Below are 23879 nucleotides of genomic sequence, written 5' to 3' on the forward strand. Positions count from 1 at the left end.
TGCGGCGTTCGTCTTCAGCGCGGCAGCGCTTCGCGGCCGACGATGGTGAATGTGGCGGTGACACCGTCGGCAGTGCCGGGCTGACCGCCGCCGATGAACAGACGATACCGCCCTGCTTCGACGGCGCGAAGGCCGGCGGCATCGACCAGGCTGAGCTGGCGCGGCGACAACTCGAAACGGACGCGGCGGCTTTCGCCGGGAGCAAGGTGCACGCGACGGAAGCCGACCAGGGCGTGCAGCGGTGCCAGCGGTGCCGCTGGTGGGTCCAGATACACCTGCACCACTTCGTCGCCGGCGCGCTCGCCGGTATTGCGCACATCGACACTGACCGTCAGCGGCTGGCCGGCCGCGAACTGCGTCGTCGACAGTTCGGGTTCGCCATACGCGAAGCGCGTGTAGCTCAGGCCGTAGCCGAACGGATACAGCGGCGCGCCGGAGAAATAACGATAGGTGCGCTCCTTCATCGCATAGCTGGCGTAGGGAGGCAGGTCCTTGGTCGAACGGTAGAACGTCACCGGCAGGCGGCCGCCCGGGCTGTAGTCACCCGCCAATGTCTGCGCGATGGCGCGGCCACCTTGTTCGCCCGGATACCAGGCGGCGAGGATCGCATCGGCGTGCTGCTGCGCCCAGTTCAATGCCACCGCGCTGCCCGACATCAGCACCACCACCAGCGGCTTGCCGCTGGCGGCGACGTGTTCGAGCAACGCGCGCTGCGGCGCCGGCAAGGCGATGTCGGTGCGGTCGCCGCCGTCGAAACCCGGCACGTCGATCTGCAACTCCTCGCCCTCGACATCCGGCGACAAGCCGACGAAGGCGATCACCGCATCGGCGCGTTGCACCGTCGCCTCCGCCTCTGCCAGCTGTGCCGCGGGCGGCGCCAGCCATTGCAGGCGCACGCCCTGATCCTGTCCGCTGTGCACCAGTTCCAGCCGGATCGCACGGGGGTGCGTATCGGCGAAGTGCAAGGTCGCCTCGACTTGCTTGCCGTCGCCGTCGTCGACGACTACCGGCTTGTCGTCCACATAGAGGCGCACCGGGTCGTGCCCGGCGCAATCGAAGCAGCGGTCGACATGCACCACCAAGGTGTAGTCGCCGGCGCCGGGAGGAACCAGCTCGCCACTCCAGCGCACCGCGTAACGGTCTGCGCGCAAACCCTCGGCCGGCACGACATGGTCCCAGTCGAAATCGATCATGCGATCGATGCGGGTGATGTGCGGCCTTCCGCTGAAATCGAGCGTGTCGTAATACTCGCCCTTCAGTCCGATATCGGCGCCGGTGCGCAACACGCTCTCGGGAACCGGCACCGGCACGCCGTCGGCGATCGGCGCGCCTTGCGCATAGCTGACATGGTCGGCGCCGAAGCGCTGGCGCAATCCCTGCAGCGGGGTGACTGGCGCGCGTGCGGTGCCGTGATAGTTGGCTTCAAGTGTTTCCACAGTGTCGGCGTTCGGGCCGATCACCGCCAGCCGCGACCCGGCGCGCAGCGGCAGGGTCGCGTGCGCATTCTTCAGCAGCACTATCGATTGCAGCGCGGCCTGCAGCGCCAGTTCGCGATGCGTCGGGCCATCGACCTGATCCGGGCCGATACCGGCGTGGGGCTCGTTACCCTTCGCGCCCAACTCGCCCAGACGGTAGCGGGCGGCGAACAGCCGCGTGAGCGCGGTGTCCAGCACCGACTCTTTCACGTAACCCTTGCGCACGGCCTCGAGCAGGTCGGCATAAGCGACCCCGCAATCCAGGTCGGTCCCCGCGCGGAGCGCGGCGGCGGACGATTGCGCGTTGTCCGGCTTGAAGTAATGAAACTTGGTCATGTCGTCGACGGCGTCGCAATCGGACACGACATAGCCCTTGAAGCCCCAGTCCCCGCGCAACCGCGTAGCCAGCAGTCCACCGTCCGCGCACACCGGCGTGCCATGCAGCGCGTTGTAAGCGCACATCACCGAACCGGCCTGGCCCTCGGTGATCGCGGCGCGGAACGCCGGCAGGTAGGTGGCCTCCAGATCATGCGGCGAGACATCCACATCGAAACCGTGGCGGCCCGGCTCCGGCCCGCTGTGCACGGCGAAGTGCTTGGGCGTGGCGATGGCGAGCGGGTGCGCCGGATCGTCGCCCTGGATACCGTGGATGAAGCCGACCGCGAGCTGGCCGGTCAGGTAAGGATCTTCGCCATAGGTTTCCTGTCCCCTGCCCCAGCGAGGATCGCGAAAGATGTTGATGTTCGGCGACCAGATCGTGAGGCCTTGATAGCGCGCATGATCCCGACCCGCACCCACGGCGTTGAATTTCGCGCGGGCCTCGGTGGAAACCGTGCGGCCGACCTGCTGCAGCAAGTCGGGATTCCAGCTCGCCGCCAGCCCGATCGCCTGCGGGAACACAGTGGCGTAACCGTTGCGGGCGATGCCGTGCAGGCCTTCGCTCCACCACTCATACGCGGGTACGTTGAGCCGGGGGATCGCCGGGGCGGCGCTCTGCAACTGGGCGACCTTTTCCGGCAGCGTCATCTTCGCGACCAGCGCTGCGGCGCGCGCGTGGTCGTCGGCCGGTACTGCGGCGTGGGCGCCGACGGCGGTCAGGCCGGCCATGCCGAACACGGAGCCCAGGCCGAGCGCGAACATGGGGAAGAACCTGCCGCGCCATGTCGCGCTCACGGCGGGCACCGACCTCATCGCGCCGCACCCGCCATGACATCGGCCAGATTCTGCACGGCCAGCGCCTGTCGCAACGCATCGAGCCCGACCTTGCTGTGCACAACCACGGTGACGCTCTGGCCAGGCAGGATATCGAACGCGTTATCCGAGACCTCGGCGTCGAGGTCACCGAAAGACACCCACACGTCTCGCGCCAACGCGGCGGCCGTCAAGGTCAGCCGGTAGCCGCCGGTGGTGGCTTCCCACTGCGTGCGGATCTGCGGCGACGGCAGCTGCAGATTCTTCGCCTCATCGAAGAACACCAGGTTGCGCGACACGGTGTTGCCGCCATCGAGCAGTTCGAACACGGCGAAGCTCGCGCGCGGATCGGCTCCCTTGAGCAGTTGGGCATCGGTGTAGCTCGCCACCTTGGTGCTGGCCAGCGGCGCCACGCTGATGTCCGCGGCCTGCTCACGCAGCACCTTGCCGGCGAAGTCCATCACCCGCAGACGCCAATGCGCAGCCAGCGGCACGGTGCGATCGGACACCAGTGAAACGTCAGTGCTGCCGTCATGCCGCAGCGCGGCGATCAGCAGCGGCGCATAGAAGCGGCGTGCATGGAACTGCAGCGCCTTCCAGCGACCGTAGTAGTCGATGCTGGACCAGGATGCGCCGGGCCACACATCGTTCAACTGCCAGTACAGCGAGCCCATCGCCTGCGGCCGCGAGGCGCGCAGGTGTTCGGCGGCCAGCTGGATACCCTCGGCCTGCACTACCTGGCTGAGATAGACGAACGACGGGAAATCCTTCGGCTCGCCGAACTCGCGGCGGATATACAGCAGCAGGCGCTTGTTGCCGTTGCCGCTGTCGTACTTCTGGTGCCCGCGCATCACCGGCGATTCCGGCTGCAGATCGCCCGCGTCGGCGAACGCGCGGATGGTGCGCATCTCCGGGAACGACTGCAGGCCGTACTCGGACTGGAAGCGCGGCGTGATGTTGAGGTATTCGGTGATCGGCTTGGCCTCGCCCGACCACACATTCCAGTAGTGGTAATCGCCGTCGTCCAGCACATTGGCCGCACCGTCGTAGTCGGTGCTGGGCGAACTGGCCCAGTACGGCACGTCGCTGTCGTAACCCGCAACCACGTTGCGCAGCACATTGCCGAACAGGTTGACCATGCCAGTCACCACGCGCTCCTGCTCGTCCGGGCCGATCGCCTTCTTGAACGCCTGGCGATCGGGCCACGACTCCCAGCCGGTCTGCACTTCATTGTTGCCCGCCCACAGCACGATGCTGGGGTGATCGCGCAATCGCTTGACCTGCTCGATGGCCTCCTGCCGCACGTTTTCGCGGTAAGCCACATCGTACGGCGGGATCGCGCCGCCGAACATGAAGTCCTGCCAGATCATCAGGCCGAGCCGGTCGGCCATTTCATAGAATTTGTCCGATTCGTAATAGCCGCCGCCCCACATGCGCAACATGTTCATGTTGGCGTCGCGCGCGGATTCGAGCACCTGGCGCATCTGCGCGTCGCCGGTCCGCGTGGGGAAGCTGTCGAACGGAATCAGGTTGGCGCCCTTGGCGAAAACCGGGATGCCGTTGATGACGAACTCGAAACTCTTGCCCCACGCATCCTTCTGCCGGCGCAGCTCGACGGTGCGCAGGCCGGTGGCGCGTTCGGCGCGGTATTGCTCGCCGTCAGCGTCGCGGATGCTGGCCTTGAAGGTGTACATGTCCGGCGCGCCGTAGCCGGTCGGATACCACAGCTTGGGATCGGCAATGCGCACCGGCAGGCCGACCGTATGGCTGCCGGGATCGACCGTGACTTCGCGCTCGACGCGGGCGACCGGCTTGCCATCCGGCCCGATCACCTCGACGCCGACATGCAGCGGCCGGCTGACGTCGGCCTCGATCTCGAACTGCACCTCGACTTGTACGGCCTGCCGGCTGACATGAGTCTGCGCGACATGGAAGTCGGCCACACGCGCCGCATCCCAGCTGTCCAGGTGCACGCTTTGCCAGATGCCTTCGGTGACGATACGCGGGCCCCAGTCCCAGCCGTACTGGTAGTTGGCCTTGCGCACATAACCGGCGGTCTGCTTGCCCTTGGGCTCGTCGCCGAAGGCCGAATCGAATTCGCCCGGCAACGCGTACGGCTGCTTCAGCAACCACGGCTGCAATCGCTTGATCGGCGAATATAGCCGCACCTCCAGCGTGTTGCGGCCCGCGTGCAGCTGCGATTTCACGTCCACCCGCCAGCGCCGGAACATGTTGTCGGCGGCAAGCAGCTTGCGGCCGTTGAGGTAGACGTCGGCGAACGTATCCAGGCCGTCCAGCACCAGATCGACATGGCCGCGCGCCAGCGTGGCGCGATCCACGTCGAAGGTCGTGCGGTACTCCCAGTCGGACAGGCCGACCCACTGGATCGCCGCCTCGTTGTCGCGCCGGAACGGATCGGCGACCAGCTTCGCCGCCAGCAAGTCGGTCTGCACCGTGCCGGGCACCGAGGCAGGCAGCCAGCCGGCCGCTTGCGGATGGGCCTTGGCCTGGCTGTCGCCGGGTGCGAGCCGGAACTGCCAGCCACCGTCCAGCCGCTGCACCGTCAAAGGCGCCGCCAGGGACAGCGCCGGCATCGACAAGGCGAACAAGACAGCGACAGCCCGGCACACCCTCCGTAGAAACGACTGTGGGAGCGACTTCAGTCGCGATGGCCGCGGCAGCGGCCTGCCCCGTGCTACCGCGGCTCGATCGATACCGGCGCCGCAGCGCACTGCGTGCGCATCGCGACTGAAGTCGCTCCCACATCCGCTCCTACAAATGTCGCTCATTTTTGCCACCCTCGATAGACGATCCCGACCGACGCCTTGCGTCAATAGCATGGTCGAGCAGTTGTACGGACCCGATCGCATACAACGGCCCTTGGATCGGTGCAGTGAAACGCAGGCACAAGTCATGGTTGCCGGCATGCGGCGGCAGCGCGCCTTGCAGATCGAACCGCGTGCCGGGCGCATCGCCCGCCGGCAGCGGCAGCCGCGCCAGCACGGTACCGTCGCACGTGTCCAGCCGCACTTCCAGTTCGCCGTGCGCGGTGCTTGCGGGATAGGCGACGACCTTGGCCTGGTCGTGGGCCAGTCCGTAATTGCGGGCCAGCCGCGCCGCATCGACATGGATGGCCACGACGCCGTCGATGCGCGCCTGGGGATAGATCCAGCAGCTGTGGAACAGGTCGACGTTGTAGACCGGTGTGTCGGGGCGATCGCGATCAGGCAGCAGGGGCACACGCAAGCCGAGATCGCCACCGGGGCAGGCATGCAACTCGCTGCTGCTGCGGGTCGAGAGCGCAGCGCGATCCAGCACACGTGTCCGCGCCGCGGCCAGCGGCGTGCCATCGGCAGCGAACGCCAGCGCGCGTATCGTCGCCGGCAGCGTCACCTCGAACGGTGCGGCATACGCGGGAGATGCGATCGTCGGCGCGCTGCCGTCGATGGTGTAGCGGATGGCGCCGTCATGCGCCTGGTTGCCCAGGCTGACGCGGGCCTCGCCTGTCGTCGGGGCCGCGGCGGACCCACCTTCCAGCGTCGCCTCGACGGCGAACGCACTGTCGGCGAAGGCGATGCCTTGCGCGTGATAGCGCCGCAGCTGGGACGGCAGACGCGCGAGGAAATCCTGCCAGTCCCGCGACGCCTGCGGTGACCACGCCCGCTCCGCGAGCGCATCGATGCGGGGGAAGATCGCGTGCTGCACATGCCAATCCGAAGGCACGTATTCCGTCCACAGGGCACCTTCGAGACCCAGCACGTGCCTGGCCTGGTCCGCGTCTAGCGAGGCATCCACCGGTTCGAACGCATAGACCTTCGACAACGGCAGGACCGCCAGCCGTCCGCTGGGCTCGTCGGCGCGTGCGCTCTGCAGGTTGTCCAAGTACAGCGAGCCGGCGGGTGCGAGCACCACGTCGTGCCCGGCCTTGGCCGCGTCGATGGCGCCCTGGGTGCCACGCCACGACATCACTGACGCGCTGGCCGGCAGGCCGCCTTCCAGAATCTCGTCCCAGCCGATCAGGCGCCGACCGTGTGCGGCGAGATAGCGGCCGATGCGATCGATGAACCAGCTCTGCAAGCCATCCTCGTCCTTGATGCCGAGTGTGCGCATCTTCGCCTGCACCGCGGGCGAGGCCTTCCATTGATCCTTGATCGCTTCGTCGCCGCCGACATGGATGTAAGTGGAGGGGAACAGCGCCATGACTTCGTCGAGGACGTGCTCGATGAAGCCGAAGCTGGCGTCGTCCACGTCGTACAGGTACGGATTGACGCCCCAGTCGACGGAAACTGCCGGCCGCTGATCGGTGACGCCGATCAGCCGGGGATAGGCGGCCACGGCGGCCTGCGCGTGCCCGGGCATGTCCAGCTCCGGCACTACGGTGATGTGGCGGGCAGCGGCGTAGGCGACGATGTCGCGGATCTGCGCCTGGGTGTAGAAGCCGCCGTAGCGCTTCGGGTCGCCGCCCACGCCGGCGCCGGGCGGTGTGCGCCAGGCACCGATCCGGGTCAACTCGGGATAGCGCTTGATTTCGATGCGCCAGCCCTGGTCGTCGGTGAGATGCCAGTGGAATACGTTGAGTTTGTGCTCGGCCATCGCATCGAGCAGCTGCTTGATGGTGGCGGGACTCTGGTAATGCCGCGCCACATCCAGCATCAGCCCGCGCCAGGCGAAGCGCGGCCAGTCGCGGATGGCCAGCGCCGGAACCTGGACCGCTCCATGGGTGCTGTCAGGGGTCAGCAGCTGCCACAGCGTCATCGCGCCATAGAACAGGCCGGTGCTGCTGCGTGCACTCATACGGATGCCACGCGCGTCGACATCCAACGTGTAGCCCTCGGCCTGCTCGACCGCTGCCTGCGGATCCAGCCGCAGGCGGATGGCTCCGGCCGGTGCCATGCTTTGCACGCGCACGGCAAGCGGGAGGTGGCGCGTACGATTCAGCAGGTCCGCCAGATCGTGCGCGGTTCGCACCGCCGCGGCGTCGCCGGGCGACACCGAGATGACGGTGCCGGCGGTCACCTCGAAATGACCCGGCGCACGCTGGACTTGCGCCGGCATGGGAAGCAGCGGCAAAGCCGCGGCGGTGGCATCGCCGGCATGCGCCATCGAGCTGCACATGCCGCCGAGCAGCGCGACGAACAGCAGCACGCACTGGCCGGCGCTCTTCGTACGACGCCCCAAGCCCGGCCTCATGGTCAGCGTTGCGCGGTGGGCAGCTCGTCCCAGACCTTCGGATCCTCGGCGCCCAGCACCCAGGAGCAGAAACCTTCCAGGTCGTATTGTGCGATCAGCGCATAGCGGTCGCGGAAGCTGTGCGCGTCCGGCATGAACACCCACTCGCGCATGTCGTCGCGGTAGAAGTAATACCAGGACTCGTGGTCGACCGGATCCCATTGCACGGTCGCGTTCTGTTCTTTCGCCAGCGGGAAAGATTCGTCGGCATCGATGTAGTCCGCGCTGATGTTGGAGGCCTCGGTGCCATCCGGTTTCACCGGATCGCCGGTGTACCAGTGATAGCCGTACAGCGCGATGCCCAGCGACAGCTTTTCCTTCGGCACGACTTTCAACGCGTACTGCAGATGCATGAGCGTCCACGGCATGCCGTCGACCGGCCCCGGCGTGGTCCAGCGCGTGTGCTGGTCATACGTCATCAGGCAGATCAGGTCGGCGACCTTGCCCAGCGCCGCCAGGTCGTAGGCGCCGCGCCAGTACTGCCACATCCACTTGGTGAACTTGCCCTCGCCGGCGTGCCCCGGCGCGTTGGGAACCACGGCGATCGACAGTTTCAGGCCATGCTTGTGCAGTGCTTCGGCCGTCTGTTTCGCCAGCAGCGTGAAGGCGTCGCGGTCGGTCCAGGAGACGTTCTCGAAATCGAACTGGAAGCCGGTGTAGCCATGCTCCTTCGCCTGCTGCAGCATCGCGTCGATCATCTGGCGCTTGGCCGTCTCGTCCTGCAGCAGCGTGTGGAAGCCCTTGCGACCAGCGGTCATCGAGATGATCGGCATCACCGGCAGGCGATGCTGCTTCGCCATGTCGAGCACGTAGCGGTTAGGCCCGCCGTTGACCAGGCCCTGGTCGTCGACGCCGTACCAGGTCGGCACCAGCAAGCCGATCTTGTCGACATGGGCGACGAAGGAATTGACCGACTTCTGCGTGCTTATCAGGTAGAACAAGGCTGTCGGTTGCTTGGCGAAAGCGGGACCGCAGACCAGCATGGCGGCCAGCAACAGCCAGGTGAATCGTTTCATGGGTATCCCCTGTAAGAGCCTGCTCATAGAGCGGAAGCGGACAGCTCGATGCGAAAGACATAGGCGTATTCACCCGCGGGTTGCGCCGGCAGGTCCAGCTGCAGGCCGTCGGCCTGCTGTCGCCAACCCACCTGCCGTCCGTCGGCCAACAGCTTGACCGCGTGCACGTGGTCGCTGGGCTTGATCGAGTGGATCACGACCTTGCCTTCCTGCGGCCAGCCCATCTCGATCGCATAGAGCACGCCCGGCTGGGTGGTGAAACGAAAATCCTGCGCGGTATACGGCTTGGTCTTGGTGTCCTGGAAAGTGCCACCGACGACCTCGGTCGGCCCTTCGCCGAAGACCCGCCACGGCCTGCTGCCGTAGATCGCCTCGCCGTTGGTTTTCAGCCAGCGCCCGATCGCCAGCAAGGTGTCGCGCTCGCTGTCGGGAATGCTGCCATCGGCACGCGGCCCGATGTTGAGCATCAGGTTGCCGTTCTTGCTGACCACGTCGGCCAGCAGATGGATGATGGATTGCGGCGACTTGTACGTATCGTGCTCGATGTATCCCCACGAGGCATTGCTGATCGAGGTGTCGGTCTGCCAATGGGTGGGATGGATGCCGGTCAGCTGGCCGCGTTCGATGTCGAGCGTGCCGGCTCCATCGGGGAAGTCGCCCAGCTTGTAGTTGACCACCACACCGTCGCGCTGCGCGCCCTGGTTGTAGTAGTAGGCCAGCAGCTTCGGCAAGGTATTGCGGAACGTGGGGTGGCCGATCCACCAGTCGAAATAGATCAGGTCCGGGTGGTAGTCGTCGATCAACTCGGCGGTGCGCGCCAGCCAGTCGTCCAGCCAGGCCTGCGAGACATAGGTCCAGTCGCCCGCCAGATCCATGTCGTCCTTGCCGGGAATGCGCGGCTCGGCCGGACCATACAGCCCCGCGTACTTCGGATCGTTGACGTCCGAATCGAAGCGGCGGCCACCGTCGAAGAACCAGTCGTGCTCGGCGCGATGCGAAGAGACGCCGAAGTGCAGGCCTTGCGCGCGGATGGCCTTGGCGAGCAGGCCGATGATGTCCTTGTGCGGGCCCATCTTCGCGGCCGTCCACTCCGACAAGTGCGAGTCGTACATCGCAAAACCATCATGATGCTCGGCCACCGGCACCACGTAACGCGCGCCTGCCTGTCGAAACAGCGCGGCCCAGGCCTGCGCATCGAAGCGCTCGGCCTTGAACATCGGGATGAAGTCCTTGTAGCCGAACTTCGACTGCGGCCCGTAGGTCGCGATGTGGTGTTTGTAGTCGTCGCTGTCCTGCTGGTACATGTTGCGCGAATACCATTCGCTGCCGGACGCGGGCACCGAGTAGACGCCCCAATGGATGAAGATGCCGAACTTCGCATCGTCGTACCAGGCCGGCGAACGGTACTGCTGCAGCGACGCCCAGTCGGCGCGAAAAGATCCCTTGTCCATGTCCCTGGCTACCTTGGCCAGGATCGCCTGCCGCGCAGGTGCGAATTTAGCCGTGGCCTTTTGCCAGGCCAGATCCGCATCGCGGGGCGACAGCGTGGCAGCGGTGGGCGCCGTGACCGACGCGCCGGAAGCATGTCCATGCATCGGGACCACGGCGAGCAGACCGCAGAGCATCAGCGAGCATTTCATGGGCGAGGCTGCTCCGGACCGGTGCTGGCGAACGATGGCGCAGCGCCCAGAGCGGCTGCCTGCGGCGAGAGTAGGTGGACACTTTGCGTTGCAATCATTGCGCATCCACATATTGGGCGGGACGGCCGTGCCGGCAGCGACATGGCGGGCATTCTGCACCGGCAAATCCGGAAAAAACCACCGGCTGCGGACGGGAGAGGGAGGGCTGCCCGTCCGCGGCCGGTGTACCACACACACGTCAAAGCTTGAAGTTCAGACTCAATGAGTAGGTCCGGCCGTTCTTGTACATGCCGATCGGCGCGTACTTCACATCGTTGAACCAGTAGTAGGTGGAATCGAGCAGGTTGGTCGCGCTCAGCGTCACGCCCATCCAGTCGTTGACCTGATAGCTGGCGCTGATGTCGAGCTCCTTGTACTGATCGGAGAACACGTGGGAATCGAGCCGTCCGATCTGGGTGAAATACGGCGAGCGCCAGCTGTAATTGACGCGCACCATGTACGGGCCGTGCTCGTAGTACGGGATGATGTTGAGCGTGTTCTTGGACAGGAACGGCATGTTCAGGCCGGTGCTGGCGTCGGCATGAGCATAGGTGTAGTTGGTCTGCAGGCCGAAACCGTAGCCGAGATCCTGCTGGTACATCAGCGAGATGCCGCGCACCTTGGCGTTGGAGACGTTCACCGGCGAGGTGATGGTGTAGAGGTTGGTCTGACCGGTGGTCGGATCGAAGAACGAACGCTCGTCGGTATTGGTGACGATGTAATTGCCGATCTTGCGGTAGAACAGCTCGGTGGCCAGCAGGCTTGATGGCGCGAAGTACCACTCGCCGGCCAGGTCGAAGTTGGTCGACGAATACGGCTTGAGATTCGGGTTGCCGGCGCTGCCGGTGAAGTTGCCGCCCGTGCTGCTGAGCGACACGGATCCGGCCAGGTCCGAATAGCGCGGCCGCGCGATCACCTTGGCCACGCCGAAGCGGACGACCTTGTCATCGTCGATGTCGTAGGCCATGTTGAAGCTCGGCAGAGGCTTGTAGTAGCGACTCTTGTTCTGCACGAGGTAGTAGGCACTTCCGCTGGTGGACTGGTAGTAGGTCGACTTGTCGGTCGTGTCCACATAACGGACGCCGAAGTTGCCGTGCAAGCCGAAGTCGGTGGCGTAATTGAACTGCACGTAGAGGTCGCGCGTCAGCTCCTTCACTTTGAAGATCGACGGGTAATTGATGTTGTACGGACCCTGCGGCTGGGCGTTGAGGTAGCTCTGCACCGCGCCGAGGTTCGCGGTCGGCCAGTTGACCAGGTCGCCACTGGCATGCAGGCCGTCGTACAGGCCGCCGGGCGTGGTGCCCGGACTGAAATCCGACAGCGAGATGGCATCCGTGGTGTTGATGCGGTTGCCGCGCGAGAACTGGCTGTTGTCGTGATCGATGTATTTGCCGCCTATCTGCACCTGGTTGATCGGACCCCAGTCCAGATCGCGGCTGGCGTCGAACTGCGCGTACTTCTCGCGGTCCTTGGTCGTCTCGTAATAGATGCCGCCCGCCTGGTACTTGCCGTTGATGCTCGAATCGCCTGGCACCGAACCGGCCGGTGCAGCGGACAGGCCCCAGTTGCTGGCCGAGCCGTTGTCGTAGTTGACCGCGGTGTTCTTGCCGTCGTACGAGAAGTTGTAGCCGCCGGACTGCAGCAGATACTTCATGAGGTACTCGGGATCCTTGCCGCCTCGCGCCGCGGTGTAGCCGACCTGGCTGGTGAGCACCCATTTGTCGCCGTTGTAGTCGTGGCGGAAATTGAGGCTCTTGGTGGTGACTTCCGATTTGCGAAAGTTCGCATCGAGCTGCGCATACGGTTGCCCGTTCGCGGTGTTTCCGGAGACAGTCGCCTGGGTGATGTAGCCGTTGTTGATCGTGTAGTCGGTGATCTTGTTGAGATCGCCGCAACCCGGGCACACATAGCGCGACTCGCTGAAGTTGTCGTACTTGCCCTTGACGTAGATGCCGGTCAGGTTGAACTCGTTCTTGTCGTCCGGCCGCCATTCGAGGGCGGACTGGATGCCGTCGCGGCGCCGCACCTGCTGGAAGTAGGAGCTGTTGATGCCCACCGGGTACTTGGCGGTGGTCACGTCGCCGCTGCCGGTCTGGGTCGCGGTCGGAGAGATGCTGGTACCGGCCTTGCCGTAGCCGAAGAACTCGATACCTGCGCGGGACAGGTTTTCCTTGTCGTGGGTCAGCGCGGTGAGGAAGCCGAAGGTGCTGTCGCTGTTCTTCCAGCTCCACAGCACCGAGCCGCGAGGGTTCCCGTCCTTGGAACGATCGTTGTAGTTGTAGCCCAGCGAACCGCGCAGCGTGTTCGCCGGGAGATCCAGCGGCTTGCGCGTGTTGACGATCACGGTACCGCCGATGCTGCCCTCGTCGATGCGCGCCATGGGCGACTTGTACACTTCCATCGAGCCGATGATTTCCGGCGACAGCAGCGTGTAGTTGAAGGTGCGGCCGCTGGTGTCGGTGGGGTTGCCGCCCCAGTCGCCCGAGGCGATGGTCTGGCCATTGATCAGCACACGGTTCAGCGCCGGATCGGTGCCGTTGATGCTGACCTTCTCGCCCTCGCCGAACTGGCGATCCACCGAGATGCCGGGGAGGTGCGCCAGCGACTCGGCGGCATTGGTGTCCGGAAACTTGCCGATGTCCTCGGCGCTGATGGCGTCGACGATGGCGTTGGCGTTGCGCTTGATATCCATCGCCTTCTGCAGGCTCTGGCGATAGCCGGTCACCGTCACCGTCTGCAGGTTCTGCGCCTGTTTCTCCTGAGCGCGCTGCTGCGGCGTCTTGGTCTTGGCGGTATCGCCGGCGGCTGGCGCAGTAGCCGTCGTCGCGGAGGTAGCGTCTTGTGCATGTGCGCCGGCAGCCAGCCCCCACAGGATGCTCGCGCACAGAAATGTCTTGCTGATCTTCATCTGATTTTCCCCGACCCCGTTTCGTTGGTCATTGCGAACCATCCCTTTTGGAGGGTTCGCGTACGGCACTTTCACTGGCTTGCTGGTGGAACTGCAGCGCCGGCATGGATGCAGGCCCTGCGTTCAACGCCCCCCCGGCGCGAAGAACATTCAGATACCAGCTGGCGGCACCAATCACGCCGAGCTGGCCGTGGTCCACCACCCGAATGGGGACCTTGTTGAGGAACGGGCGCATCACGCCCTTGTCGAGGAAGCGCTCGACCAGGGGGCTGCAGCGCATGAAATCGACGATCTGCGAAAGAAATCCGCCGGCGAGATAGACGCCACCCGTGGCGCCGTACAGCATGGTCAGGTCGCCCGCGAACGATCCCAGCCAGCCGCAGAACATGGTGAGCGCCTCGCTCGCCATGTCGTTGCTGCCGGCGAGTGCGGCGGCGGTGATGGCCGCCGGTTCGTCGAGGACCGGATAGCGATCGCGCACCGCGCATAGCGCTGTATAGAGTCGGAGCAGACCCGGGCCGGAAAGCACCGACTCGTACGGGACATGACTGTCGGCCAGCGCCAGCTGCTCGAGCACTTGCTGCTCCACACCGACACGCGCGGCCAACTGGATCTGGCCGGCCTCGGTCGGCAGCACACGGGGCGGATCGCCGGGAAGCCAGACGGCAGCGCCCAGGCCCGTGCCAGGACCGATGATCGCGACGGGGCCGATCTCCGGCCTCAGCGGGGCCTTCAGCGTTGCCGTGTTGCTGGCGTCGAGGTGAGCCGTGGCGTACGCCAGCGCTTCGAAGTCATTGAGAAACCGGATGCAGTCGAGCCCCAGGGTCTCGGCCATCGCCGCGGGCGCGACCGGCCAGGCCAGATTCTTGTTGACCACCACGCCCGCATGCACGCAGCCGGCGCAGGCCAGCACCAGTTCGCGAGGCTGCACATCGAGTTCGGTGCAGAAGCAGCGAACGATGTCGGCCAGATGAGGATGGTCGGCGCAGCGGTAGGTGCGATAGGCGAGCAGCTTCGGCGCGCCTTGTTCGGTGCGTGGCGAGACCAGCCCCAGGCGCGCATGCGAGCCACCGACATCGGCGGCGAGGAAGGGCTGACCGGAGTCCCCGCACAGGAACGTCCCGGCACCCGCAATCGCTCCGGCCACAAGCCGCTGCGGAGCGCATGCCGCCCTTGCCGAAACGGCGCTCATGCGCCACGGCCCCTGCATGAAACGCGCTGGGACGGGCCTCGGATACCGCTGTTCTGTCGCATCGGGAGTTGCATTGTTCGCACCACGAATGCTTGTTGCTGGCCTTACCGCCTTGCAGCCAGATCGCTGGAAATGTTCACTGGCGAAACGAAGATTTATATATACTTTAGATCGTGACAAGCTGCACTGCAACATAACGGTAGCGCTGTTGCCAACAAACTCACATATAAACTTTAGTTTTATCTATACACACAAGCGCAAATACGCGATCATGAACACGCTGCGATGAGCCGGTGAGGGCCAGGCTCCGCTAGCGCAGTACTCGAAGGCATCGGGAGTGCTCAATGACCGCATCCGCTACAAGAGAAGATCCGGGCAAGGCCGTAACCGGCGTGCGCGGACGACGGCTTTCACGGCTGTCCTTCGGCGGTGCGCCGATCGGCAACCTCTACGAGTCGGTCGATGACGCCATCGCCGCCACCGCGGTCATGCGCGCGTGGCAGCAGGGCATCCGGCATTTCGACACTGCGCCCTACTACGGCTACGGCCTCAGCGAAAGCCGGCTGGGCGCTACGCTGCAGGAGCTTGACCGCGACAGCTACACCTTGTCGACCAAGGTCGGCCGACGTATCGAAGCGGATGCCGGACGTTCCGATCATGCCGACGGCTTTGTCGTCGACGGTCAACGCGCCCGCTTCGACTACAGCCGCGATGGCGTCATGCGTTCGCTCGAAGCCAGCCTCAAACGCCTGCGTACCGACCATGTCGAGCTGCTGCTATTGCATGACATCGGCGCACTGACCCATGGCATGCATCATCCGGAAGTGTTTCGCCAGGCATTGGACGAAGCGCTGCCGGCCATGGCCGAGTTGCGTGCCCAAGGGGTATGCGGTGCGATCGGCATCGGCGTCAACGAGGAGGCGATCTGCCTGGAGCTGATGCCGCGCTTTCCGCTCGACGCGATCATGCTGGCCGGCCGCTATACGCTGTTCGAGCAGCAGCACAGTGAGGGAGTGATGGCGCTGGCGCTGGCGCAAGGTGTGGCGATTCTGGCTGCGGGACCTTACAACTCCGGCCTGCTCGGCGGCGCGTCCGCACCCGGGCCTTTCTACAATTACGCGCCCGCCGACGATGCGGTGCTCGAGAAGGCCCGCCGCTTCTACGACGTCTGTGCGCAGACCGGCAGCGAGGTCGGTGCGGCTGCCTTGCAGTTTCCTCTGGCGCATCCGGCGGTGGCGACCGTGGTTTGCGGCCTGCGCTCGGCGGCCGAGGTCGACAGCGCCGTGGCGCGGCTGCAAGCCGGCGTCCCGGCCGCGACCTGGAGCGCGTTGCGTGCGGCCGGCCTGTTGCTGCACGGCGTGCCCACGCCATGATCATCGTCGACGCCCACCAGCATTATTGGCAGCCGGCACGCGGCGACTACGGCTGGCTGGCGCAGGCGCCGGCGGCGCTGCAACGATCGTTCCTGCCGACCGACCTGCACGCGCAGCGCGAGGCGGCTGGCGTGCAATTCAGTGTGCTGGTGCAGGCGGCGCCCAGCGAAGCGGAGACCCGTTACCTGTTCGAGCTGGCACGGCGGGATCCGGCCGTTGTCGGCGTCGTGGGCTGGGTCGACCTGGAAGCCGCGGATGCCTGCGCACGCATCCACTCGCTGAAGCGCGATAGCGATGGCCTGCTTTGCGGGCTGCGGCCGATGGCGCAGGACATCGCCGATCCGGACTGGCTTTCGCATGCGGCGCTCGATCGCGCGTTCGACTGCATGCAGGACATGGAGCTGGCGTTCGACGCCCTGGTCACGCCGTTGCAGTTGCCGGCGCTGTGCCGGCGGCTGGCCCGGCATCCGCAACTTCGCAGCGTGCTCGACCACGCCGGCAAGCCGTCGATCGCCCACGGAGACGATGGACAGTGGCTAGCGTGGATCGACCAGCTGGCGCAGCATCCGCAGCTTCACTGCAAGCTGTCCGGACTGCTCACGCTGCTCGACCCTGGCACGCAGGAGGACGCCATCGATCGCTGCGTGAAAGATCTTTTCGACCGCTTCGGTGCATCGCGGCTGATGTGGGGCAGCGATTGGCCGGTGCTCACCACACGCGCCGACTACGGCCACTGGCTGCGCTTGTCCAAGGTACTGACCGAGCGCTACGCGCCGGGACGGCAGGCCGATGTCTTCGGCGCCAACGCCACGCGTTTCTACGCGCTGGACGTCTCCATCCTTTCGTGACTACTGCAGGACCCGCTCATGACTCCTTATCTCACCCACTTCCTCGCCACGCACTTCTTCGCCACGCCGGCCGGAGCTCTCGCATGAGCGGCCGGCTGTCCGGCAAGCATGCGCTGATCACGGCCGCGGGCGCCGGCATCGGTCGCGCCACCGCCCTGGCATTCGCCCACGCTGGCGCGAGCGTGCTGGCCACCGACATCGATGCCGAAGCGCTCGCCAGCCTGGCAGCGGCGCATCCGTCGATCACCACCCAGGTACTGGACGTGACCGACCCCGCCGCCATCGCCTCGCTGGTCGGCGCCGCCGGGCCGCTCGACACGCTGTTCAACTGCGCCGGCTATGTGCATGCGGGCACCATCCTTGAGACCGACGAAGCCAGCTGGAAGCGATCGTTCTCGATCAACGTCGACAGCATGTTCCACCTGTGCAAGGCGGTGCTGCCAGGCATGCTAGCGCGCGGCGGCGGCAGCATCGTCAACATGTCTTCGGTGGCATCCAGCATCAAAGGCGTGCCCAACCGCTTCGCCTACAGCGCGACCAAGGCCGCGGTCATCGGCTTGACCCGATCGATCGCCGCCGACTTCGTGGCCCGCGGCGTGCGCTGCAACGCGATCTGTCCGGGCACGGTGAAAACCCCTTCGCTGGAGCAGCGCGTGCGCGCGCTCGGCGGCGATCAGGAAGCCGCGTGGCGCAGCTTCACCGACCGCCAGCCGATGGGCCGGCTCGGCCGGCCGGAAGAAATCGCCGCGCTGGCGTTGTACCTCGCTTCGGACGAGGCCTCATTCACCACCGGCACCATCCACGTCGTGGATGGCGGCTGGTCCAACTAACCGGAGACCATCGATGAAACTCGCCCGCTACGGCAACCCCGGCCAGGAAAAGCCCGGCATCCTCGACGCCGACGGCCAGCTGCGCGACCTTTCCGCGATCGTTGCCGACATCACCGCTGAGGTCCTCACCCGCGACGGGCTGCGCCGGCTGGCCGCGATCGACCCCGCCACGCTGCCGCTGGTACCCGGCACGCCGCGTTACGGTGCGCCGGTGGCGCAGGTCGGCAAGATGCTCTGCGTGGGTTTGAACTACGCCGAGCATGCCGCCGAAACGAATACGCCCTTGCCGGAACAGCCGGTGCTCTTCATGAAGGCCACCAGCGCGATCATGGGCGCCAACGACGACTTGATGATTCCCCGCGGCTCGGTGAAGACCGACTGGGAGGTGGAGCTCGGCATCGTCATCGGCGACGTCGCACGCGATGTTTCCATCGGCGAGGCGCTGGCCCACGTGGCCGGTTATGTGGTGATCAACGATGTCTCAGAACGCGAGTTCCAGCTCGAACACGGCGGCCAGTGGGTGAAGGGCAAGAGCTGCGATACCTTCGGCCCGATCGGTCCGTGGCTGGTGACCGCCGACGAGATCCCCGACCCGCAGAAGCTGTCGCTGTGGCTCGAGGTCAACGGCCACCGCTACCAGAACGGCAACACCCGGACGATGGCGTTCGGAGTGGCCCATCTGGTGAGCTACATCAGCCGCTACATGACCTTGATGCCGGGCGACGTGATCAGCTCGGGCACACCTGCCGGCGTGGGCCTTGGCCAGCACCCGCCCACTTATCTGCGCACCGGCGACGTCGTCGAACTCGGTATCGAGGGCCTGGGGCGGCAACGCCAGCAGGTGGTCGCCCATCCCGCCGACGCCGTCCGCTCCTGAACGCATATCTCTTTTCTTTTGTCGTCATTCCTTCCGGCATTCTGGAGGCCGGACACCCATGGTAAAAATTACCGCGCTGGAAACGCACGATGTCCGCTTTCCGACCTCGCTTGCGCTGGACGGATCGGATGCGATGAATCCGGATCCGGACTATTCGGCCGCCTACGTGGTGCTGCGCACCGACAGCCCGGATGGTCTGTGCGGTCATGGCCTGGTGTTCACCATCGGCCGCGGCAACGACGTCCAGACGGCCGCCTTGGCCGCGCTGGCACCGATGGTGGTCGGGCAATCCGTCGAGGCGACGATCGCCGATCTGGGCAGCTTCGCCCGTCGGCTCACCGGCGACTCGCAGCTGCGCTGGCTGGGCCCGGAAAAAGGCGTGATGCATATGGCCATCGGCGCGGTCATCAATGCCGCCTGGGACATGGCGGCGCGCCATGCAGGCAAGCCGCTGTGGCGATTCATCGCCGACATGACGCCGGAGCAAATCGTTTCCCAGATCGACTTCCGCTATCTCACCGACGCGCTCACCCCGGACCAGGCGCTGGAGATCCTGCGCGCCGCCGAGCCGGGCAAGTCCGAGCGCATCGAACGCCTGCTCGCCGAAGGCTATCCGGCCTATACGACATCGCCCGGATGGCTGGGCTATTCGGACGACAAGCTGCAACGGCTCGCCCGCGAAGCGGTCGAGGAGGGTTTTCGCACGATCAAGCTCAAGGTCGGCCTCAGCCTCGATGACGACATCCGGCGTTGCCGCCTGGTTCGTGCCACGGTCGGTCCGGATATCGCCGTCGCGATCGATGCTAACCAGCGCTGGGACGTGCAGCAGGCGATCGAATGGCTACGGCCGTTGAAAGAGTTCGGCCTCGCCTGGATCGAGGAACCGACCAGCCCCGACGACGTGCTGGGCCACGCGGCGATCCGCCGCGGCGTGGCGCCGACTCCGGTCTCGACCGGCGAGCACACGCACAATCGGGTGATGTTCAAGCAGCTGTTCCAGGCGCAGGCGGTGGATCTGGTGCAGATCGACGCCGCAAGAGTGGGCGGCGTCAACGAGAATCTGGCGATTCTGCTGCTTGCCGCGAAGTATGGTGTCAGAGTTTTTCCTCACGCCGGCGGAGTCGGCCTGTGCGAATTGGTGCAGCATCTGGCGATGGCGGACTTCATCGCCATCACCGGCAAGAAGGAGGACCGCGCCATCGAATTCGTCGATCACCTGCACGAGCATTTCATCGATCCGGTGACGATCCGCGCGGGCCGCTACCTGGCGCCGACCCTTCCGGGCTTCTCGGCGGAAATGCATGCGCGATCGATCGCCGAACACACCTTCCCCGGCGGTATCGTATGGCGAGATCTTCCCGCCGCCGAAAGCGCCTGACGACATGAGCGAACCCGTCACCAACATCATGGACCTGCGCGCGCTGGCGCGACGTCGCGTGCCGCGGGCGTTCTTCGAATATGCCGACCGCGGTTCGTACGACGAGTCCACGCTGCACGAGAACCGGGCCGCGCTGGCGCGGCTCCGATTGCGCCAGCGCGTGATGATCGATGTCGACAACCGTTCGCTGGCGACCGAGATCGTGGGCCAGCCGGTCAGCATGCCGCTGGCGATCGCACCTACCGGGCTGACCGGGCTGCAGCACGGCAGCGGCGAAATCCACGGCGCGCGCGCCGCCGCGCGTGCCGGCATTCCGTTCTGCCTGAGCACCATGTCGATCTGCTCGATCGAGCAGGTGCGCGCCGCCACCGACACGCCGTTCTGGTTCCAGGTCTACGTGATGCGCGACCGCGGCTTTACGCGTGAGTTGATCAGTCGTGCGCGCGAGGCGGGCTGCTCGGCGCTGATGCTCACCGCCGACCTGACCGTGCAGGGACAGCGTCATCGCGAGATCAAGAACGGCCTGGCGGTGCCGCCCAAGGTCACCTTGCGCAATCTCTTCGACATCGCCAGCAAGCCGCGCTGGGCATGGAACGTACTGCGCGCACCGAGCCGCTCGTTCGGCAATCTGGAGGGCCGCATCGGCGGCGCCGACAGCCTGACCACGCTGGCGCAGTGGATCGCCAACCAGTTCGATCCCACGCTGAGCTGGCAGGATCTGGCATGGATCCGCGAGCTGTGGCCCGGCAAGCTGATCGTCAAAGGCATCATGGATGCCGAGGACGCGCGTCTGGCCGCCGAGCACGGCGTGGATGCCATCGTGGTTTCCAACCACGGCGGCCGCCAGCTCGACGGCGCGCCCGCCACGATCGACGTATTGCCGCAGATCGTCGACGCGGTCGGCGGCCGGATCGAAGTGCTGTTCGACAGCGGCATCACCAGCGGGCAGGACTTGCTCAAGGCGCTTGCCCTAGGCGCGCGCGCCGGCCTGATCGGCAAGGCGTTCCTGTATGGGCTGGGCGCCAACGGCGAGGCCGGCGTGACCCAGGCGATCGAGATCATCCGCCGCGAATTGAGCGTGACGATGGCCCTGACGGGGCAGCGCGATGCGCGATGCATCTCGCCGGATGTCCTGCTGCGGACGAGCTGAGCCGCGATCAATCCGCCGGGGGACCGCACTCGGCCAGGTTGAAGATGCGCGTCATCGGCACCCACTTCTGTCCTGGCACAGCCCACGGCAGCGGCTGCTGGAAGGTGTTCATCAGCGCTTCCCAGGCCTGTATGCGTTCGTTGGCGGCATCGGCCGCCGCCTTGCTTGCCGCGTCGTAGCCCGCACCGGTTTCCATCGCCATGACCAGGCGGTTGCCCGTGCGGAAGATCTCCATCGACTCGATGCCGGCCGCACGTATCGAGGCGACGACTTCGGGCCAGATGGATTCCGAGCGATGCCAGCGCTCGTATTCGGCGATGGCTTGCGGGTCATCGTGCAGGTCGAGGGCGAAATAGAGCCGGGCCATTTCAGCGCCCCATCGGCCGCGGGCCAGCCCAATGACGGCTGGCGAACAGCAAGACCATGGCAAAGCAGCCGGCCGGCACCAGCATGGCGTGCGCGATGCCGGCGACATCCGAGGTCGCTCCCATCGCCGCGGTCAGCACGGCGCCGCCGATGATGGCCATCACCAGCACCGCAGAACCGAACTTGCGTTCGGCATCGTCGCGGCCTTCGACGCCGAGCGCGAAGATGGTGGGATACATCACCGACATGAAGAAGCTGCACGCCACCAGCGCATAGACGCCGGCCGGGCCGGGCACGAATACCGCCACCATCGCCAGAACGATGTTGATCGTCGCGAAGGTCGCGAGCAGGCGCGCCGGCTGCAGGTATTTCATCAGCGCCGCACCGGCGAACCGGCCGACCATGAAACACACCAGCGACGCGGTGAGGAAATTGGCCGCGCTCCTCGCCGGCGTGCCCGGCACGGTGGCCTGCACGTAGCGGATCAGGTAGCTCCAGACACCCACCTGCGCGCCGACATAAAAGAACTGCGCCGCTACCGCGGCCATGAAGCGGCCGCTGCGCAGCAGCCGGCCCAGCGTGCCGTGGCGGGTCGCCGCGTGCTCCTCCGGCGCGACGCCCGTATCGGGGAAACGGGTCAGCAGGATGATCACCGCCCAGCCGATCACCACCAGGCCGATCACCAGGTAAGGCCACTGCACGGCGGCGGCCTCCTGCACCAGATAGGCATGCCGTTCCGCAAGACTCATCGCCGCCTGCTGTTCCGGCGTGTGTTCGATTCCGGAAAAGATGAAGAGCTGGCCGATCAGCACGCCGGAGATCGAACCCAGCGGATTGAAGGCCTGCGCCAGGTTGAGCCGGGCCGCGGCCGTTTCCGGGGGGCCGAGCAAGGTCACCAGCGGATTGGCCGAGGTCTCCAGGAAGGCCAGGCCGCTGGCGATCACGAACAGCGCGAACAGAAAGATGCCGTACGTCGCCGAGGCCGCCGCCGGCCAGAACAGCAAGGCGCCGATGCCATACAGCATCAGGCCGAAGACGATGGCGCCCTTGTAGCCGAACCGCCGCATGAAGATGCCGGCCGGAATCGCCACCAGAAAATAGCCGAGATAGAACGCGCTCTGGACCAGACCGGCCTGCAGATCGGAAAGCGTGAATGCCTTCTTGAACTGGGCGATGAGCACGTCGTTGAGGTTGTTCGCCACGCCCCACAGAAAGAACAGGCTGACGACCAGGATCAACGGCAGCAGCCGTGCGGATGCCGCGGCCGAGGGCCTCGCATCGAAAGTGGCGGTGGTCGCCTGCGACATGTCTTGCTCCGGATTCGGCGTTGGCGCTGCGGCCGGCGATCGGCGACGGCGCTGATGTATTCGTGCAAATATGAACTTATTATTCATTAGCATAACAAGGTGCAGCGCAACATCCTGTTCCGGCCGGCCGGACACTGCGTACACTCCGCAAGCCGTGGCACACGCTGCCGTCGTTGCGGCAAACTCGATCCCGTCCCATCGCGGCGAACCTCATGCCCAAAGCCACTCCCAAGTATCGCGCCCCCGCCCTCGACAAGGGGCTGGACATCATCGAGCTGCTGGCCGCCGCGTCGGCACCGATCAGCATCAGCGAGATTTCAGAAGGTGTCGGCCGCTCGCGCGGCGAGATCTTTCGCATGCTGCAAGTCCTGGAGGAGCGCGATTACATCAGCCGCGGCGAAGGCGACAGCGGCTATTCGATCACGCCCCGCCTGTTCCGGCTGGGCATGGAACAGCCGCCGGTGAAGAGCGCGGTGGAGACGGCCTTGCCGATCATGCACCGGCTGGCCGACCAGGTGGATCAGGCATGCCACCTGGTGGTGCCGTCGCGCGAACAGATCGTGGTCATCGCCCGGGTCGACCCACCCGGCGACGTCGGCCTGGTGGTGCGCGTCGGCCATCGCCGGCCGCTCTCGCAATCGGCATCGGGCCATGTGCTGCTCGCCTGGCAAAGCGATGAAATCCGCGAGCGCTGGCTGGACACCATGGCCGAATACGAGCCCAAGCTGGACCGCCGCAAGTTGTTGAAAGAGGTCCAGCTGATCCGCAGCCGCGGCTACGCCAGCAACGTCAGCAGCGAGGTCGATGGCGTTACCGATCTCTCCGCGCCGATCCTGGAACATGACCATGCCGTATGCGCATTGACGGTGCCCTTCATCGAGCGCCGCTCGGCATCGACCGGCATCGAGGCAGCACGGGAGTATCTGCAGCAGGCAGCTGCCGATATTTCGGACGCGCTGCAATACGGCAGTCCTGCGCGCTCCGGCTCCGCGTAGCGCACGGTTTTTCACAGCCGTCTGGTCGGTCGCGTTGGTTCCCGGATATCGCTTCGCGATTCGGG

The 23879-nt window shown here is 65.8% G+C and carries 16 protein-coding genes; 7 read left to right on the plus strand and 9 right to left on the minus strand.

The annotated features are described in order from the left end of the window. Nucleotides 1-14: 14 nt before the first annotated feature. The 7 genes from BUA26_RS08210 to BUA26_RS08240 form a co-directional block, all read right to left on the minus strand. Nucleotides 15-2582, minus strand: coding sequence for a glycoside hydrolase family 3 C-terminal domain-containing protein (locus BUA26_RS08210; RefSeq protein ID WP_072760191.1), 2568 nt, complete (start codon nt 2580-2582; stop codon nt 15-17). Nucleotides 2583-2662: 80 nt separating this feature from the next. Further along, nucleotides 2663-5260, minus strand: coding sequence for a beta-mannosidase (locus BUA26_RS08215; RefSeq protein WP_255368208.1), 2598 nt, complete (start codon nt 5258-5260; stop codon nt 2663-2665). Nucleotides 5261-5438: 178 nt separating this feature from the next. After that, the gene (locus tag BUA26_RS08220) at nt 5439-7781 is read right to left on the minus strand and encodes a family 20 glycosylhydrolase (RefSeq protein WP_255368245.1); all 2343 of its coding nucleotides are present in this window, start codon (nt 7779-7781) and stop codon (nt 5439-5441) included. 77 nt (nt 7782-7858) lie between these two features. Then, nucleotides 7859-8911, minus strand: a complete 1053-nt coding sequence (locus tag BUA26_RS08225; protein ID WP_072759413.1) for a glycosyl hydrolase family 18 protein — start codon at nt 8909-8911, stop codon at nt 7859-7861. A gap of 23 nt (nt 8912-8934) precedes the next feature. After that, the gene (locus BUA26_RS08230; RefSeq protein WP_178368578.1) at nt 8935-10536 is read right to left on the minus strand and encodes an alpha-L-fucosidase; all 1602 of its coding nucleotides are present in this window, start codon (nt 10534-10536) and stop codon (nt 8935-8937) included. 253 nt (nt 10537-10789) lie between these two features. Then, nucleotides 10790-13498: a TonB-dependent receptor gene (locus tag BUA26_RS08235; RefSeq protein WP_083572921.1), complete on the minus strand. Its 2709-nt coding sequence runs from the start codon at nt 13496-13498 to the stop codon at nt 10790-10792. Nucleotides 13499-13526: 28 nt separating this feature from the next. Further along, on the minus strand, nt 13527-14690 hold the full coding sequence (locus BUA26_RS08240; RefSeq protein WP_083572922.1) for a glucokinase: 1164 nt from the start codon (nt 14688-14690) through the stop codon (nt 13527-13529). A 344-nt stretch (nt 14691-15034) separates the two neighbouring features. On the opposite strand from BUA26_RS08240, the gene BUA26_RS08245 reads away from it, so the two are divergent. The 6 genes from BUA26_RS08245 (at nt 15035) to BUA26_RS08270 (ending at nt 21146) form a co-directional block, all read left to right on the plus strand. Beyond that, nucleotides 15035-16063 (plus strand): aldo/keto reductase, encoded by a 1029-nt coding sequence (locus BUA26_RS08245; RefSeq protein WP_072759417.1) that lies wholly within the window; start codon nt 15035-15037, stop codon nt 16061-16063. Beyond that, a complete protein-coding gene (locus BUA26_RS08250; RefSeq protein ID WP_072759419.1) occupies nt 16060-16911 on the plus strand; it encodes an amidohydrolase family protein in 852 nt (283 codons plus the stop codon). The genes BUA26_RS08245 and BUA26_RS08250 overlap by 4 nt, the downstream gene beginning before the upstream one ends. Before the next feature lie 83 nt (nt 16912-16994). Further along, nucleotides 16995-17741: an SDR family oxidoreductase gene (locus BUA26_RS08255; protein WP_072759421.1), complete on the plus strand. Its 747-nt coding sequence runs from the start codon at nt 16995-16997 to the stop codon at nt 17739-17741. 13 nt (nt 17742-17754) lie between these two features. Beyond that, complete coding sequence (locus tag BUA26_RS08260; protein ID WP_072759423.1) at nt 17755-18618, plus strand: fumarylacetoacetate hydrolase family protein; 864 nt, start codon at nt 17755-17757, stop codon at nt 18616-18618. 58 nt (nt 18619-18676) lie between these two features. Beyond that, on the plus strand, nt 18677-19996 hold the full coding sequence (locus BUA26_RS08265) for an L-fuconate dehydratase (RefSeq protein WP_072759426.1): 1320 nt from the start codon (nt 18677-18679) through the stop codon (nt 19994-19996). A gap of 4 nt (nt 19997-20000) precedes the next feature. Next, nucleotides 20001-21146 (plus strand): alpha-hydroxy acid oxidase, encoded by a 1146-nt coding sequence (locus BUA26_RS08270; protein ID WP_072759428.1) that lies wholly within the window; start codon nt 20001-20003, stop codon nt 21144-21146. Between the two features lie 7 nt (nt 21147-21153). Here BUA26_RS08270 and BUA26_RS08275 read toward each other — a convergent pair whose 3' ends face one another. Next, nucleotides 21154-21513 carry an L-rhamnose mutarotase gene (locus BUA26_RS08275; protein WP_072759430.1) on the minus strand — a complete coding sequence of 120 codons (360 nt, stop codon included), beginning with the start codon at nt 21511-21513 and terminating at the stop codon, nt 21154-21156. 1 nt (nt 21514) lies between these two features. Then, entirely contained in the window at nt 21515-22819 is a 1305-nt protein-coding gene (gene fucP, locus BUA26_RS08280; protein WP_072759432.1) for an L-fucose:H+ symporter permease, read from the minus strand. A gap of 212 nt (nt 22820-23031) precedes the next feature. Between fucP and BUA26_RS08285 the strand changes: the two genes are divergently transcribed. After that, nucleotides 23032-23814 carry an IclR family transcriptional regulator gene (locus tag BUA26_RS08285; RefSeq protein ID WP_072759434.1) on the plus strand — a complete coding sequence of 261 codons (783 nt, stop codon included), beginning with the start codon at nt 23032-23034 and terminating at the stop codon, nt 23812-23814. The last annotated feature ends 65 nt before the right edge of the window (nt 23815-23879 follow it).

The sequence above is a fragment of the Rhodanobacter sp. OK091 genome (assembly GCF_900142825.1).
GTDB lineage: Bacteria > Pseudomonadota > Gammaproteobacteria > Xanthomonadales > Rhodanobacteraceae > Rhodanobacter.